This is a genomic window from Bacillus sp. Je.9.29.b, assembly GCF_051129925.1.
GTDB lineage: Bacteria > Bacillota > Bacilli > Bacillales > Bacillaceae > Bacillus > Bacillus safensis.
Genome location: NZ_JBCPSO010000008.1, coordinates 1 through 13,534, shown reverse-complemented (window position 1 = coordinate 13,534; position 13,534 = coordinate 1). Strand labels below are relative to the sequence as shown.

The window sequence follows — 13,534 nt, the reverse complement described above, 5'->3', positions numbered from 1 at the left end:
TAAGGGGTTTTCTGATCGGGATAGGATGTTTGATTTCTATGTACCCGGGTATAGTGTGTAGTGTAAACGATAATCAAGCAGGAGGGTTTCTACATGGGTAAGAAAATTGCAGTTGTATTAACAGATTACTTTGAGGATGTTGAATTCACCGAGCCTGCAAAAGCCTTTAAAGATGCAGGCCATGAGATCACAGTAATTGAAAACGAAAAAGGAAAAACAGTGAAAGGGAAGCAAGGAGAAGCAGAAGTGAGAGTGGATGCGTCCATTGATAACGTGAAGCCTGAAGACTTCGATGCACTGCTAATTCCTGGCGGGTTCTCACCAGACATTCTGCGTGCAGATGACCGCTATGTCCAGTTCACAAGAGCATTTATGGACGAGAAAAAACCAGTATTTGCGATCTGTCACGGACCACAGTTGCTCATTACAGCGAAGACGCTGGAAGGCAGAGGCGCGACTGGCTATACATCCATTCAAGTAGATATGGAAAACGCAGGCGCAAAATTCAAAGATGAAGAAGTTGTTGTTTGTCAGGATCAGCTTGTGACAAGCCGTACACCTGATGACATTCCAGCATTTAACCGTGAATCATTAAAACTGCTCGCAAAATAAGCAGTTTTGACAGGATAAACAAAGCCAGCACCTTGCGGGGTGCTGGCTTTTTCTGTGCATGGATGGAAGAAAGCGGCGTAAACCGCAATTCAGTTTCCTTTGCACGATTATTTTCTTAAGTTTTTTAGCTCGCTTGCGATGGCTTGCATTTCACTTGGGCTGAATGAAGATTTTTTCATCACCATTTGGTGTAGAAATTCAATATCTTCGTACTTGTCTGGACTGAAGTCCTCGGCTTTGATGACTCCAATGTTCAGCATATTTAACTTTTGCGAAATGTCTTCAATCAGCTGATTGACTTCAGCCGCTTTTTGCTCTGACAAGGGCGGCACGTCCTTTCCTGCATATGTGTTGAATAATATGTCTATTTTAACAGAAAAGCAAAAGAATAAAAGGGCTATTAAGACGACACCGAGATGTTTTTCTCTTTTTTCTCCTGTTTAATTTTTTCAATGATTCGTTTTGATTCAAATACGACAACGCCCGATAAACCAATAAGGCCAATTAAGTTTGGAATGGCCATCAGACCATTCAGCATATCTGCTACGCCCCATACGAAGTCATTCTTAAACACGGCACCAAAAAAGACAGCCATCACAAAGACGATGCGATAATACATGACGTACGAATCCTTCGCCAAATATGTAAAGCATTTCTCTCCATAATAGGACCAGCCAATGATGGTTGAATAGGCAAACAAGAGCAGTCCGATTGCCACAATGGTTGAGCCAGCTGGACCGAGGAAGTGAGCAAAGGATAACGAAGTCAGCGCATCGCTTTTCACTGTTAAATACATATCTGCCATGACAATGGTAATGCCAGTGATAGAACAAACAATGATGGTATCAATAAACACTTGAGTCATAGAGACGAGAGCCTGGCGGGCAGGCATATCCGTTTTCGCAGCTGCAGCAGCAATTGGTGCTGACCCAAGACCTGCTTCATTGGAAAAAACTCCTCGTGCGACACCCCAGCGAATGACAGTCCCAATTGCACCCCCTGCTACGGCTTGACCAGTAAAGGCATCTGAGAAAATAAGACTGACTGCGCCTGGAACAAGATCAGCATTCATAACAAGGATAATTAGACCGCAAATGACGTAAAATAAAGCCATGACGGGTACAAAGATAGATGTGACCCGGCCAATGCTTTTGATTCCGCCTAAAATCACAAGCGCTGTAAAAGCCGTAATGATGATACCTGTTACCCATGTTGGAATTTGAAATGTAGAATTCATGACGCCTGAGATGGAATTAGACTGGACCAGATTGCCGATCCCAAAGGCAGCACTGGCGCCGAAAACAGCAAATAGTACCCCTAGCCATTTCTGTTTTAATCCATGCTCTAAATAATACATTGGTCCGCCAGACATTTCGCCTTTTTCGTTTTTGACCCTGTATTTTACAGCAAGAACAGCTTCTGCAAACTTGGTGGCCATCCCGAAAAATGCAGCAAACCACATCCAGAAAACTGCACCAGGACCACCGGCTATAACAGCGGAGGCCACACCGACGATATTCCCTGTACCGACAGTTGCAGCAAGAGCCGTCATTAACGCTTGGAAATGAGAAATATCTCCTTCTGATATTTTGTCTTGTTTTGAAAAAGCGAGCTTTAAAGAATAAGGAAGTAATCTAATTTGAATGAAGAGAACGCGAAAGGTGAGGTATATTCCAGTACCAACAATTAAAATCAACAGGGGAGGCCCCCACAAAAAATTGTTCATCGTCGTGACAAACTGCTCAATTATTCCCATCTAATATCCCCCTTTGTTTGTGTAATTCTCCTAAAGTTTCTCCTGTTTTTGTGTATTTTGTCAATGGCGATGAGAGCTTTTCTTGCAAAGTTTCCAAAAGAAAAAGGACTTGATATGATAAAGTCAAGGTTTTCAAAAGGGAGTCTTAGGGAAAAGATAGGAGGAGAATGAAGGATGATTCATGTATTATTCGTATGTCTTGGCAATATTTGCAGATCACCGATGGCAGAGGCCATGTTTAGAAAACGAGTAGAAGATGAGGGGCTAAGCGAGCACTTTGTCATTGATTCAGCAGGCATTGGCGGCTGGCATCAAGGCAGTCCTCCGCATGAAGGAACACGAAAGCTGCTTGATGAAAAAGGAATCAGCTATGAAGGGATGTCCGCAAGACAAATCATAGATGAGGACATCACAGCATACGACTATATCATTGCGATGGATGCTGAAAATGTAGGAGCACTTCGCAGTATAGCCGGCTATGGGAAACATCACTTTATTGGCCGTCTTCTTGACTTTGTTGAAGACGACGATCGAGATGATGTGCCAGACCCTTATTACACTGGAAACTTTGAGGAAGTACATGATTTAATTGAAAAAGGAATTGATCGTTTTTTGACGTATGTAAAAAAAGAGAAACACCTTTAACTGAAAGGAGATCAGACGAGATGGAAGAAAAAAATCAAATCATGCTTCGAGGAGCTGTGATAGGAGCAGCTTGCGGTGCACTGCTGACATTATTTCATCGGCCAACGAGAATCGCGCTCAAAGACAAATGGGATGACTGTCAGGAAAAGCTGGCGGAATACCGTCAGGAGCCAGCCAGAATTTCTGCTTGCATGAAAGAAAAAATGGAAGAAACGAAGCAGCTGATGCGAACAGTCTCAGATGATTTGTCATTTTTAAATGAACAAGTCAATCAGTTAAAGGAAACAACCCCAAAAGTATTAGAGATTATTGAAGAAACAAAGGATCACTTTCGATCGAAATAGAAAGATTGATCATTGGAGATGAGGCGTATGGGTTTTATTAAAGCGTTAATTGAACGCTTTTTGCTGCATGAAGGACCGGCAAAATCTGCTGAGCTTGCTTATTTCTTTCTGCTTTCATTATTTCCGTTTCTCATCTTCGTGCTGACACTCGTTGGGTATTTGCCGCTGACGTCGAAGGATGTCCTAAGCGTCATCTCTGGTTATGCGCCAGAAGGAGCGCTTTCGATGATTGAATCCATTGCCGAAGAGACACTGAACAGCCGTAACGGCGGACTGCTGTCTTTCGGGATTATTGCCGCCCTTTGGTCTGCATCTAACGGGATTAATGCCGTCGTCAGAGCATTTAACCATGCTTACGAAGTTGAGGAAAATCGTTCCTTCATTCTCGTACGTTTAACATCAATCATCTTAACCATCGCAATGGTTCTCACGATTATTTTTGCCTTAATGCTGCCTGTCTTTGGAAAAGAACTTGGCTTATTTCTCGCTGAATTAGTCGGGCAGTCAGATGCCTTTCTCACCGTTTGGACGGCCATGAGATGGATCATTAGCCCGCTGATTTTATTGATTGTGTTTACATCCTTGTACTATTTCGCCCCAAACATTAGGCTGAAATTGAAATTTGTTCTGCCAGGTGCCATTTTTGCGTCAATTGGATGGATCTTAGTGAGCATGCTGTTCTCATTTTACGTAGGCGAGTTTGCGAATTACAGCGCGATGTACGGAAGTATTGGGGGAATCATTATTTTGATGATCTGGTTTTATTTAACCGGCATCATGATTATCCTGGGCGGCGAGCTCAATGCGCTTTTACATAAGCGTAAAATCGTACCAGGCAAGGTGTGAAGAAATTCGGGCATCCTAAAGAAGAACGAACATGTTCAATCTTGATGGATGGGGGAATCACATATGTCCAAACAATCAAAAAAAGGCGGAAGCAACACGAAACAAAACAAAGGCCATCAGCCAAAGCACAAAACAAGCGGCAGTGCAAACGGGCAAAATGGTTATCATTAAATGAAAAAACTCCTCTGCGGTGCAGGGGAGTTTTTATTTCGACAATCGTATATATTGCTTAAGGATAAAAGCTGTATCAGGTTTTGACTGGTAGTGAGGATCATGCTGAAAACCTGCGTTTATCGCTACACGTTCACTCCTGACATGACCAGCAGGACAAAAAATTTCAAATCCATCGACTTTAGGAGCAAAGGTTTCTGTCATAGATTTGACGATGGTTGTCACAATGCCCTGTCCTTGCGCGTCTTCATCAATCCAATAACCGATATTGCCTAATTGTTGATTAAATGTCAGACGGAACACACCGATTAATTGCTCGTTCAGCTGAATGCCAGCTTCCAATCCTTTTTGTTCATTGTAGGTGGTTTGAGTTGATTGAATAAACGTTTTGACAGCTTCTATGCTTTTGCAGTGATGAACCCAAGGCAGCCACTCCCCTAAATGGACCTTATTCTTTTGAATAAGACTAAATAGTGTGTCCGCATCATCTAAATGTAGAGATGCCAAAGTCAAGTCATTTGTGATGTGATGTGTAAACAACGATTGATCCCCCATTTTAGTGACTTTCCAGCACTGCCTGCGTTCTCCCAAATCGAACGCAGCAAAACACAAATAATATCACGATGCTGACAAGGTAAAGTAAATTCATTCCTTCAAACGTTTGCACAAAGAATCCTCCGAGTACCGGCCCGAGAATACTGCCTGCACTAAACGCCATCCCGCACATCAAATTCCCGGCGGGAAGCAGATGCTTTGGCAATAAGTCGGTCATATAACTGATGCCAAGTGAGAAGGTAGAGCCTACAGCCATTCCGGCAATAAAGAAACAGATGGCAACAGCCAAAACGGATTGAATGAAAATTCCTGCCAAAAGGAAAAAGAATGATCCAGCGAGTGTCACACATAAAATGATGCGGCGCCTGCCAAACCGGTCACTGAGCATCCCAAGAGGAAGCTGAAAGACAATGCTTCCTATGGCAAACGCAGGTAAAATAAACGCAACCGCATCTACTGTCACACCGCTTCTGAGTGCATACACAGGGAAGTTACTATTAAGCGTCGTTTCTAAAAAGCCATAGCAAAATGGCATCATAAAGGCGACCCAGCCAAATTGAAAGGCCTTTTTAAAGCGCTTCAAACTGTTTGTCTGCTCTGACGTTTGCACTTCGCCTGTATCTGGATATGTATTTTTTAAAACAAACACAAGCAGCCAAATACATAAACTAACGGCACCAGAAACAATAAAAGGCAAAGATGGATTGATCTCAATGAGCGGCGTTAAAAAGGGGCCGGCTGCAAAACCGAGTCCAAACGATAATCCATACAATGAAATATTTCGTCCGCGATTTCTTGATGATGAAGCATAGGTCACCCACGTCTGTGTAGAGAAATGCAGCATATGGTCACCAATCCCGATCATGAGCCGGAGAAAGAACCAGACGACATAAGATTCAAAAAACACAAAGCTAAACAAGCTTAAAAAGACAGCGGCGCCTCCAATGACGATTAACGGCTTAAATCCAAACCGGCGAAGCGGTGCTTCCATAAAAGGAGACGCAAGCAGCACACCGAGATATAAGCCTGTGGCATGCAGGCCGTTTAACGTAGGAGAAGTACCGGCATGTTCAAAGATAATGGAAATAACAGGGAGTAATGCACCCTGTGAAAAACCAGATACGGATACAAGTAAAATTAAAATCATAAAGTGAATTCTCGACATAAAATGCTCCTTACAAGTTCATGCTTTCATCGTACAATGGAACCATAGGGGTTTCAATAGAAAGGTGGGAAAGGAATGAAGCTGACATACGAAAAGGATCATTGGATCTCACATATTGAAGACGGGCAGCTGCATATTTCAGGAAAAGAAGAAACGGGGTACCGCCCATCACAGTTGTTCACCTCAGCCATTGCAGGCTGCTTTGGAGAAATGCTCACTCATGTATGCCATAAAAAGCGAATATCCTATGAAGGGATGACGATCACACCTGAAACGACAAGGGCAGGAGCTGTAAACAAAATTTCCTGCATTCATTTACATATCTTATTTGAAGACATCAATACATCTGATGAACAAATCGATAAAGTGATCACCCTTGCATTGAAGCATTGCTCTATGGTGCAGTCCGTGAAAGGGAGTATTGATATCACCTTCTCACACGCGCGAATCTAAAATGTATACGATGCCGGCACTCACGAAAGAATAACAGTCAGACATATGTAAAGGAGAATGGCTGTATGAATCGTTTATTTCTTGTGATTGTCGCAATCGGTGTTCCGCTATCGGTGATTGGCAGTTTTCTTCATTTCCCGCAGGTCATCATGTTTGCCGTTTATTGTATCGCCATTATTGGCCTTGCTAGTTTTATGGGAAGAGCCACAGAAAGTCTTGCCATCATTGCGGGACCTAGAATTGGCGGACTTTTAAACGCCACATTTGGAAATGCAGTGGAATTAATCATATCGTTTTTTGCCTTAAAGCAAGGACTGACGGCCATCGTACTTGCTTCATTAACTGGATCAGTCATTGGAAATTTACTGCTTGTGGCGGGGCTGTCTTTTTTCGTTGGCGGATTAAAATATAAGCGCCAAGTGTTCAATGTCCATGATGCAAGGCACAATTCAGGCTTGCTCATGTTTGCCATTATTGTAGCGTTTGTCATTCCAGAAGTGTTTTCGATGGAGATGGCAGAGAATAAACAGTTTGTTTTAAGCATTGGGATCAGCATTGTGATGATTTTGCTTTATGTCGCGGCGCTCTATTTCAAACTGGTCAGCCACCGCGGTGTCTATGTTGCCAAGCAGGAGGGCATGGAAGGTGAAGCGGAGACGGAAGAAGAAACACCTGAATGGTCTGGGAAGTTTGCCACCGTGATTTTGCTGCTTTCGACGATCGCAGTAGCGTACATTTCAGAGCGCCTCGTTCATACATTTGATACGGTGGGAGAACAGTTTGGCTGGAGCGAGCTGTTTATCGGGGTCATTATTGTAGCCATCGTCGGCAACGCAGCAGAACATGCCTCAGCTGTCATCATGGCGTATAAAAACAAAATGGATGTCGCAGTAGAAATCGCCTTTGGCTCCACGCTTCAGGTTGCCATGATGGTCGCGCCGATTCTTGTCATCAGCTCGCTATTTTTCGACAAGCAGATGCCGCTCATTTTCTCCTTGCCAGAGCTCATTGCTATGGCATCCTCTGTGCTGCTCACGGTGATTTTATCAAATGATGGGGATACAAACTGGTTTGAAGGCGCCACATTACTCGCTGCCTATTTTATTATGGCGATTGGATTTTTCCTTTTATAATCTTTTGTGGATAAGGGACGTCTTTGCGGAAAATACTATGGAAAAATGAATGAGAAAGAGTGATGATATGAAAAAGATGCTACGCATCATGTTTGTTGTTCTCTTATCCTTAAGTTTTCTATACAGCTTTCCAGCGGAGGCGGCAAAGCCATTTAAAGTGCCATCCTCTGTCGCCAGTATCTCCAAGGAGAATACGTATCCAAACGCGTCACAGGATCAGCCGCTGCTCCAGCCGAGCGAGCTGACGGCTGAATTGTTCAAAACAACAAGTGTACCGATTGAGAATACTCATTTGATTAAAATGCTGAATGAATCCAGCATTTCAGGGACGCCGTTAGCGGTTGGATACCGTGCGACCATTTTCCTCGGGAGATGGGCGCTGAGCTACGATTCAAACGAAACGGTCGCCAACTGGGAATACAAAAAAGTGAATACGAACCACATTGATAACAGAGGCGGCAACAAAACAGCCATTGGAAAATACGTTCAAAAGCAGCAAGTGAAAGTAAGCGGCGGGCTCACAGCAAAAGTGCCGAACCCAGAAGATGTGAAAACATTGATGATGCAAAAAGCGATTCAAAAAACAAAGCTGCCCCTCGCTTTTGACACCGTGATTGGTGCAGGAACAAAACGAGATCAGTCATACCACGTCTCTCCGAAAAAAGCAGCATCGCTTCATGCCTATGCACCAGCGATTAACGAAAAAGGTAAGGTCACATACGGAGAAGTGTACCTTGTGCTAAAAGGAAATAAACGAAAACTCGTCGTGAAAAACGTAACCTCACAAGGAATCGGCGCTTGGATTCCTGTTCAGGATCACTTGACGTTTGGGTTTCAAGGGATGAATTAATCTCCTTATCAATAGGAGAGACATTAACGCTTTATCCATGATTTTTAAAGAAAATAAAAAAGCCATAGTAGAAGTTGAATGAACCTAACGACTACTATGGCTTAAGTTTTTTATTCCCCTAAATCCACATTATGATAAACCTGCTGCACGTCTTCAAGCTCTTCTAATACATCGATCAGCTTTTCAAATTGTGCTTTCGATTCATCATCTAATGTCACTTCGTTTTGTGGGAGCATTGTGATTTCAGCGACAGTGAATTCTTCTACGCCGGCTTGTTTGAATGCTTCTTGTACTTGATGGAATTGATCTGGTTCAGCGTACACAATCACCGTTTCATCTTCTTCCATGATGTCACGTACATCAACGTCAGCTTCCATTAAAAGCTCAAGCGTTTCTTCTTCACTTTTTCCTTCGACACCGATGACAGCTGTTTCGTCAAACATGTAGGCAACAGAGCCGCTTACGCCCATGTTTCCACCGTTTTTCCCAAATGCTGCTCGAACATCTGAAGCTGTACGGTTCACGTTATTGGTGAGGGCGTCAACGATCACCATGGATCCGTTTGGACCAAATCCTTCGTAGCGCAGCTCATCGAAGTTCTCTTCCGCACCGCCTTTGGCTTTTTCAATGGCACGGTCCACAATATGTTTTGGGACACTATATGTTTTTGCACGTTCTAGGACAAAACGAAGTGCTTGGTTTGATTCTGGGTTTGGCTCACCTTGTTTGGCAGCCACATAGATTTCACGCCCGAATTTTGCGTAAATACGACTTGTACTGGCATCCTTTGATGCTTTCTTTTCTTTAATGTTGTTCCACTTACGACCCATCTTATTCACTCTCTTTCACTTAGAAAATACACAGTATGAGGGTCCCCATGCTGCATGAAATCATTCTGCTATCTATTATACATGAATCAGTCAAGGGGATAGAAGTAAGAGGGCTGAAGTGAAGAGAATTGTTAGCAAATGTGCCCAAGCGTTTCAAGCATTTCATGTTTTTCGTGAGCCCGAGTCAGCTCGTCACATCGGATAATCCTGCCATCTAATAAGGTGAAAAGAGCTGTGACATCTATTAAACCCCCGTCTCCGCTTGTGAGGTCAACATGTACCGTGTAACGAAAACACGCCTGCTGCGTTTCTTCATCAAATAACACATCATGAAAGGTGGGGATATCAAGCTGTGTTGTCATTTCTTTTAATGTGGATAGATGCTTTTTAAATTCATCAAGAGTGGAAACCTTCCCATCGGTCACTTGCTGATAGTCAGGTGAAAAATAAGTCTCCACCTTTTTTACATCGAACTTGGTTAACACCTCTTGATACATCTCCTTGATGAAAGAAATTGCTTCTGTTTTTGTCATTTCATACATCCTCTCTTTTGTTAACTGATTAACTAAATTACATTATAATTAACTGGTTAACAAAAAACAAATAAAAAAATAACCCCATCATAAATGAGGTTATTTTGCAGGCTGGGGATAAGCGAGATCCTCAAGCAATTTGACATCATGCTGATGAAGTTGTTTGATCATTTCTTTTCGCACAGCGAGGGCGGCGTCGAAGTATTTTTCGTCTTCGACCATTCCCTTTACTGTGATTTCAATCCCGCGATTCAGCTTATTCAGACCCATAATTCCATGAACCTGAAAGGGTTCAATGGCGTTTTGGAATTCATCTTTTTTAAGAAAATCATGATGCATTTGATTTAAATTGTCACATGCTGATTCAAGTGCTTGAAAGGCGATATCAGGGTTTTGATTCGCACTAATTAACACAGATTCCGTAATCCGCATGTAGTGCATGTTATAGTTTTGGATTTGCCGGATATCTCCGTTAGAAATGGTTAACAGCTTGCCGCTCCATTCTCTAATTTGCAGAGAGCGGAGACCAATCTCTTCAATGGTTCCATTAAAGAGGTTATTCACCGTCACATAATCTCCTTTATGAATCTGGCGTTCATAGATGAGAAAAACGCCTGCTAAAATATCACGAATCAGCGTCTGAGCGCCAAAACCGATGACGATCCCAGCGACACCAGCACCCGCAAGAATTTTCCCAAAGTCATGAAAGAAAAGAGAAATGACATAGAGCACAAAGCAAATCGAAGCGGTGTATTGCGTGACCGATTTGACCAAGCTCTCGATCGTTTTCTTCTTTTTGTCCTCTATAAACTCAGTTCGTTTAAAGAAAATTTGAAGGGCTTTGTTAATCATAAAGACGGCAAGCCAAAGAACGAGTCCAACAAGGAGAATTTCAATATATTTATTTTTGACCACTGTCAGAAATGTATCGTCCATCTATCGGTTACCCCCTGGCTGTACGAGAAGTAAAATCAACATCTTGATAATAACTGTTTTTCACTAAAACATTCGGACCGAGGCACTGCACGCTTGGGCAATGACAATTTAGTTCTTTTGCTAATTTCGTGTCCATCCAGCGTGTATAGGCTGATTGCAATGTATCAGTTGCAATGTTTCCAAGCGGTGGTGTATCGCCAAAGTCTGTCACAATAATATTCCCATCAAAAATATTCACATTCAACCGTGAGCGTCCATCAGGGTCATTTCGTACCGTGACATTTTTCTCCTGGCGCAATCGGTTGAGGAGTCGCTGGTCTTCTTCATCTGTGCTGCATGAATAAAATGGCAGGGTGCCAAACAGCATCCATGTGTTTTGATCACGAATATCAAGCAGCTGATGAATCGCATCCCGCATTTGCGGAAGCGTCAATGATTCAAGAGCGCTGGCGAAATCACTTGGATACATCGGGTGAACTTCGTGGCGCTGGCATTTCATTTCCTCGACGATTTGTCGGTGGATGTGTTCGATATATGGAAGCGTGCGCTTATTCAGCATGGTTTCAGCGGATACGGTGACGCCCGCTTTGACAAGTGCCTGACTATTTTCAATCATGCGGTTAAATAATTTCTCGCGCTGTTCAAAGGTTGGTTTTCGATCCATCATGGCAAAACCGACCGTTGCAAACTCTTCGACAGTGCCCCAGTTATGTGAAATGTGAAGGACATCTAAGTATGGAATAATTTCTTCATATCGCGCCAAATCAAGGGTTAAGTTTGAATTGATTTGTGTACGCACGCCGCGTTCATGGGCATACTTTAATAAAGGGACGACATATTCCCGTACAGATTTAAGAGAAAGCATGGGCTCTCCGCCTGTAATACTAAGTGAGCGCAGAAGCGGAACTTCATCTAAACGGCGAAGTAACAAATCAATCGGCAGCGCATTCGGATCCTTAGGCTGTAAGGTATAACCGACCGCACAATGCTCACATCTCATGTTACACAGCGTTGTTGTCGTAAATTCAATATTTGTCAGCTTCATTTCTCCGTAATCCTGCACATCGAGATAGGCTTCCCAAGGGTCGTATGCAGGTGTGATCGGACGAAGTGCTGTTTTTTGGTTCATGGTATCTATCTCCTTTTCATTCGGGCAAACGTAGACCCGCCAACAGTTAATTTTAAGCCTCATCACGGTTATACGCAAGGGGGACACAATTGATTTACAAGGGAAAAAAAGATAAGCTATAAACAAATGCTAAAGGGAGTGTATCGATGGGTAAGGCAGCAGACAGCAAAGAGCAGCAGGTTGATTATTTAAAGAACCGGTTAGATATGTTTATGAATGTGATTGATTCATTAGATCCTGAATCAACAGACGTTGAGGATATAGACAGACTGATCCAGATGATTGACGACCTGGAAGCGAAATATGAACGGTTTAAAAATGATTGGAAGGAAGAATAGCTCGCGCAGTGCGGGCTTTTTTCTTTAAATTGGCAGGTGAATCGGTGTATGAGTCTCGGTCTTATTCTGCACAATAGAAGAAAAACCGGGAAGTGACGTAAATGAAAAAATTCATGCTGATCTGTTTATGTGCGCTTTTTGTTTCCATGCCTCTTTCAGAAGCAGGAGCCGTGTCTAATAAGCCCATCCACTGGGGATTTGCGAAAAGTAAAGAGCACAGGCCGCCGGATGCGGGCAAAGAATTGACGGCACTCTTAAAAAAGTATGATGCGTTCTATTTAGGCAACACGAAAAAGAAAGAGATTTATTTTACTTTCGACAATGGCTATGAAAATGGGTACACGCCCAAGATCTTAGACGTGCTGAAAAAACATCAAGTACCAGGCACCTTTTTTGTGACAGGTCACTTTGTAAAGGACCAGCCGGAGCTTGTCAAACGTATGGCAGAAGAAGGTCATATCATTGGCAACCATTCCTATCATCATCCAGATTTAACAACAAAGAGTACAAAGGAAATCAAAGAAGAGCTGGATCGTGTCAATGAAGCTGTGTACAAAATCACAGGAAAACAGGATAACCTCTATCTTCGTCCGCCGCGCGGTGTGTTCAGTGAAAGGGTATTAAAAGAAACAAAACAGCTCGGCTACCAAACGGTTTTCTGGTCAGTGGCGTTTGTCGACTGGCATATCCATCATCAAAAAGGAAAACAGTATGCTTATGATCAAATGATGAAGCAGGCGCACCCAGGTGCCATTTACTTACTTCATACCGTCTCAAGAGACAATGCCGAAGCGCTGGATGATGCCATCACCGCTTTGAAAAAACAAGGATATTCCTTTAAAAGTCTAGACGATCTCATGCTTGAAAAGGTATGGCATCTGCCACAGCTATAGAAAGAAGCCTGCAGAAGACCTGCAGGCTTCAGCGTGTAGACAAACCCTCGCATTCTTTGTCAGTTCTGCGCTTCGGTGCTCACGAATGTCAAATTCGCTCCGCTCCGATGCTCGTCCTTCCTAGACTGCAAAGGTTTTCTATCACGCTGAAAAGAAGACAAAGGGCTAAAATCAAGATCATTTTAGCCCTTTGTCAATAATCAAAAAGCCTGCAGAAGAGGGACTGACCCCCGTTTTTGAGACAGGGATCAAAACACCTTTATAAAACAGCCAGTTGCCGAAACTCTTTTGGTGACTGGCTGTTTAATTTCAATTGAATTCGGATATTGTTATAATAATCAATAT

At 42.9% G+C, this 13,534-nt stretch carries 18 protein-coding genes; 9 read left to right on the top strand and 9 right to left on the bottom strand.

Going from position 1 to position 13,534, the window contains the following annotated elements; all coding sequences use genetic code 11:
• Nucleotides 1–93: 93 nt before the first annotated feature.
• Nucleotides 94–612 (top strand): type 1 glutamine amidotransferase domain-containing protein, encoded by a 519-nt coding sequence (locus AAZR19_RS16050; protein WP_024425275.1) that lies wholly within the window; start codon nt 94–96, stop codon nt 610–612.
• 107 nt (nt 613–719) lie between these two features.
• On the opposite strand, the gene AAZR19_RS16045 is transcribed toward AAZR19_RS16050, so the two are convergent.
• Nucleotides 720–935, bottom strand: a complete 216-nt coding sequence (locus AAZR19_RS16045; protein ID WP_003214000.1) for a DUF1128 domain-containing protein — start codon at nt 933–935, stop codon at nt 720–722.
• Between the two features lie 77 nt (nt 936–1,012).
• A complete protein-coding gene (locus AAZR19_RS16040) occupies nt 1,013–2,368 on the bottom strand; it encodes an alanine/glycine:cation symporter family protein (protein WP_041106305.1) in 1,356 nt (451 codons plus the stop codon).
• A 174-nt stretch (nt 2,369–2,542) separates the two neighbouring features.
• On the opposite strand from AAZR19_RS16040, the gene AAZR19_RS16035 reads away from it, so the two are divergent.
• From AAZR19_RS16035 to AAZR19_RS16025, 3 genes are read left to right on the top strand one after another with little or no spacing between them, the layout of a single operon-like run.
• Nucleotides 2,543–3,013, top strand: a complete 471-nt coding sequence (locus AAZR19_RS16035) for a low molecular weight protein-tyrosine-phosphatase (protein WP_024425273.1) — start codon at nt 2,543–2,545, stop codon at nt 3,011–3,013.
• Nucleotides 3,014–3,033: 20 nt separating this feature from the next.
• Nucleotides 3,034–3,357: a YtxH domain-containing protein gene (locus tag AAZR19_RS16030; protein ID WP_041106306.1), complete on the top strand. Its 324-nt coding sequence runs from the start codon at nt 3,034–3,036 to the stop codon at nt 3,355–3,357.
• Between the two features lie 27 nt (nt 3,358–3,384).
• Complete coding sequence (locus AAZR19_RS16025) at nt 3,385–4,203, top strand: YihY/virulence factor BrkB family protein (protein ID WP_056767701.1); 819 nt, start codon at nt 3,385–3,387, stop codon at nt 4,201–4,203.
• Between the two features lie 204 nt (nt 4,204–4,407).
• Here AAZR19_RS16025 and AAZR19_RS16020 read toward each other — a convergent pair whose 3' ends face one another.
• Together AAZR19_RS16020 and AAZR19_RS16015 are read right to left on the bottom strand one after the other, a co-directional pair.
• Nucleotides 4,408–4,914, bottom strand: a complete 507-nt coding sequence (locus AAZR19_RS16020; protein ID WP_226015331.1) for a GNAT family N-acetyltransferase — start codon at nt 4,912–4,914, stop codon at nt 4,408–4,410.
• A gap of 16 nt (nt 4,915–4,930) precedes the next feature.
• Nucleotides 4,931–6,094, bottom strand: a complete 1,164-nt coding sequence (locus AAZR19_RS16015) for an MFS transporter (protein WP_041106310.1) — start codon at nt 6,092–6,094, stop codon at nt 4,931–4,933.
• Between the two features lie 75 nt (nt 6,095–6,169).
• Here AAZR19_RS16015 and AAZR19_RS16010 point away from each other — a divergent pair, with 75 nt between their 5' ends.
• The 3 genes from AAZR19_RS16010 to AAZR19_RS16000 all read left to right on the top strand — a co-directional run bounded on the left by AAZR19_RS16010 (nt 6,170) and on the right by AAZR19_RS16000 (nt 8,530).
• Nucleotides 6,170–6,547, top strand: coding sequence for an OsmC family protein (locus tag AAZR19_RS16010; protein ID WP_226015330.1), 378 nt, complete (start codon nt 6,170–6,172; stop codon nt 6,545–6,547).
• A gap of 65 nt (nt 6,548–6,612) precedes the next feature.
• On the top strand, nt 6,613–7,680 hold the full coding sequence (gene cax / locus AAZR19_RS16005; protein ID WP_226015329.1) for a calcium/proton exchanger: 1,068 nt from the start codon (nt 6,613–6,615) through the stop codon (nt 7,678–7,680).
• Between the two features lie 67 nt (nt 7,681–7,747).
• Nucleotides 7,748–8,530 (top strand): YfkD famly protein, encoded by a 783-nt coding sequence (locus AAZR19_RS16000; protein ID WP_024425268.1) that lies wholly within the window; start codon nt 7,748–7,750, stop codon nt 8,528–8,530.
• Nucleotides 8,531–8,640: 110 nt separating this feature from the next.
• On the opposite strand, the gene AAZR19_RS15995 is transcribed toward AAZR19_RS16000, so the two are convergent.
• From AAZR19_RS15995 to yfkAB, 4 genes are all read right to left on the bottom strand, one after another.
• Nucleotides 8,641–9,360 carry a YebC/PmpR family DNA-binding transcriptional regulator gene (locus tag AAZR19_RS15995; protein WP_024425262.1) on the bottom strand — a complete coding sequence of 240 codons (720 nt, stop codon included), beginning with the start codon at nt 9,358–9,360 and terminating at the stop codon, nt 8,641–8,643.
• A gap of 131 nt (nt 9,361–9,491) precedes the next feature.
• Nucleotides 9,492–9,893 (bottom strand): nuclear transport factor 2 family protein, encoded by a 402-nt coding sequence (locus AAZR19_RS15990; RefSeq protein ID WP_041106317.1) that lies wholly within the window; start codon nt 9,891–9,893, stop codon nt 9,492–9,494.
• 99 nt (nt 9,894–9,992) lie between these two features.
• On the bottom strand, nt 9,993–10,829 hold the full coding sequence (locus tag AAZR19_RS15985) for a mechanosensitive ion channel family protein (RefSeq protein ID WP_048240110.1): 837 nt from the start codon (nt 10,827–10,829) through the stop codon (nt 9,993–9,995).
• Between the two features lie 7 nt (nt 10,830–10,836).
• Nucleotides 10,837–11,958, bottom strand: coding sequence for a radical SAM/CxCxxxxC motif protein YfkAB (yfkAB, locus tag AAZR19_RS15980; RefSeq protein ID WP_041106321.1), 1,122 nt, complete (start codon nt 11,956–11,958; stop codon nt 10,837–10,839).
• 146 nt (nt 11,959–12,104) lie between these two features.
• On the opposite strand from yfkAB, the gene AAZR19_RS15975 reads away from it, so the two are divergent.
• Nucleotides 12,105–12,296, top strand: coding sequence for an SE1561 family protein (locus tag AAZR19_RS15975; protein ID WP_012009274.1), 192 nt, complete (start codon nt 12,105–12,107; stop codon nt 12,294–12,296).
• Between the two features lie 101 nt (nt 12,297–12,397).
• Nucleotides 12,398–13,189 (top strand): delta-lactam-biosynthetic de-N-acetylase, encoded by a 792-nt coding sequence (gene pdaA, locus AAZR19_RS15970; RefSeq protein ID WP_163115609.1) that lies wholly within the window; start codon nt 12,398–12,400, stop codon nt 13,187–13,189.
• 259 nt (nt 13,190–13,448) lie between these two features.
• Here the strand turns inward: pdaA and AAZR19_RS15965 are convergent, their stop codons facing one another.
• Nucleotides 13,449–13,502, bottom strand: a complete 54-nt coding sequence (locus AAZR19_RS15965; RefSeq protein ID WP_421727775.1) for a hypothetical protein — start codon at nt 13,500–13,502, stop codon at nt 13,449–13,451.
• Nucleotides 13,503–13,534 lie beyond the last annotated feature (32 nt).

Bases quoted from the DNA above. Each gene is read 5' to 3' on its own strand.
- AAZR19_RS16050 (WP_024425275.1), top strand. From the start codon at position 94: ATGGGTAAGAAAATTGCAGTTGTATTAACAGATTACTTTGAGGATGTT.
- AAZR19_RS16040 (WP_041106305.1), bottom strand. From the start codon at position 2,368: ATGGGAATAATTGAGCAGTTTGTCACGACGATGAACAATTTTTTGTGG.
- AAZR19_RS16035 (WP_024425273.1), top strand. From the start codon at position 2,543: ATGATTCATGTATTATTCGTATGTCTTGGCAATATTTGCAGATCACCG.
- AAZR19_RS16030 (WP_041106306.1), top strand. From the start codon at position 3,034: ATGGAAGAAAAAAATCAAATCATGCTTCGAGGAGCTGTGATAGGAGCA.
- AAZR19_RS16025 (WP_056767701.1), top strand. From the start codon at position 3,385: ATGGGTTTTATTAAAGCGTTAATTGAACGCTTTTTGCTGCATGAAGGA.
- AAZR19_RS16015 (WP_041106310.1), bottom strand. From the start codon at position 6,094: ATGTCGAGAATTCACTTTATGATTTTAATTTTACTTGTATCCGTATCT.
- AAZR19_RS16010 (WP_226015330.1), top strand. From the start codon at position 6,170: ATGAAGCTGACATACGAAAAGGATCATTGGATCTCACATATTGAAGAC.
- cax (WP_226015329.1), top strand. From the start codon at position 6,613: ATGAATCGTTTATTTCTTGTGATTGTCGCAATCGGTGTTCCGCTATCG.
- AAZR19_RS16000 (WP_024425268.1), top strand. From the start codon at position 7,748: ATGAAAAAGATGCTACGCATCATGTTTGTTGTTCTCTTATCCTTAAGT.
- AAZR19_RS15995 (WP_024425262.1), bottom strand. From the start codon at position 9,360: ATGGGTCGTAAGTGGAACAACATTAAAGAAAAGAAAGCATCAAAGGAT.
- AAZR19_RS15990 (WP_041106317.1), bottom strand. From the start codon at position 9,893: ATGACAAAAACAGAAGCAATTTCTTTCATCAAGGAGATGTATCAAGAG.
- AAZR19_RS15985 (WP_048240110.1), bottom strand. From the start codon at position 10,829: ATGGACGATACATTTCTGACAGTGGTCAAAAATAAATATATTGAAATT.
- yfkAB (WP_041106321.1), bottom strand. From the start codon at position 11,958: ATGAACCAAAAAACAGCACTTCGTCCGATCACACCTGCATACGACCCT.
- AAZR19_RS15975 (WP_012009274.1), top strand. From the start codon at position 12,105: ATGGGTAAGGCAGCAGACAGCAAAGAGCAGCAGGTTGATTATTTAAAG.
- pdaA (WP_163115609.1), top strand. From the start codon at position 12,398: ATGAAAAAATTCATGCTGATCTGTTTATGTGCGCTTTTTGTTTCCATG.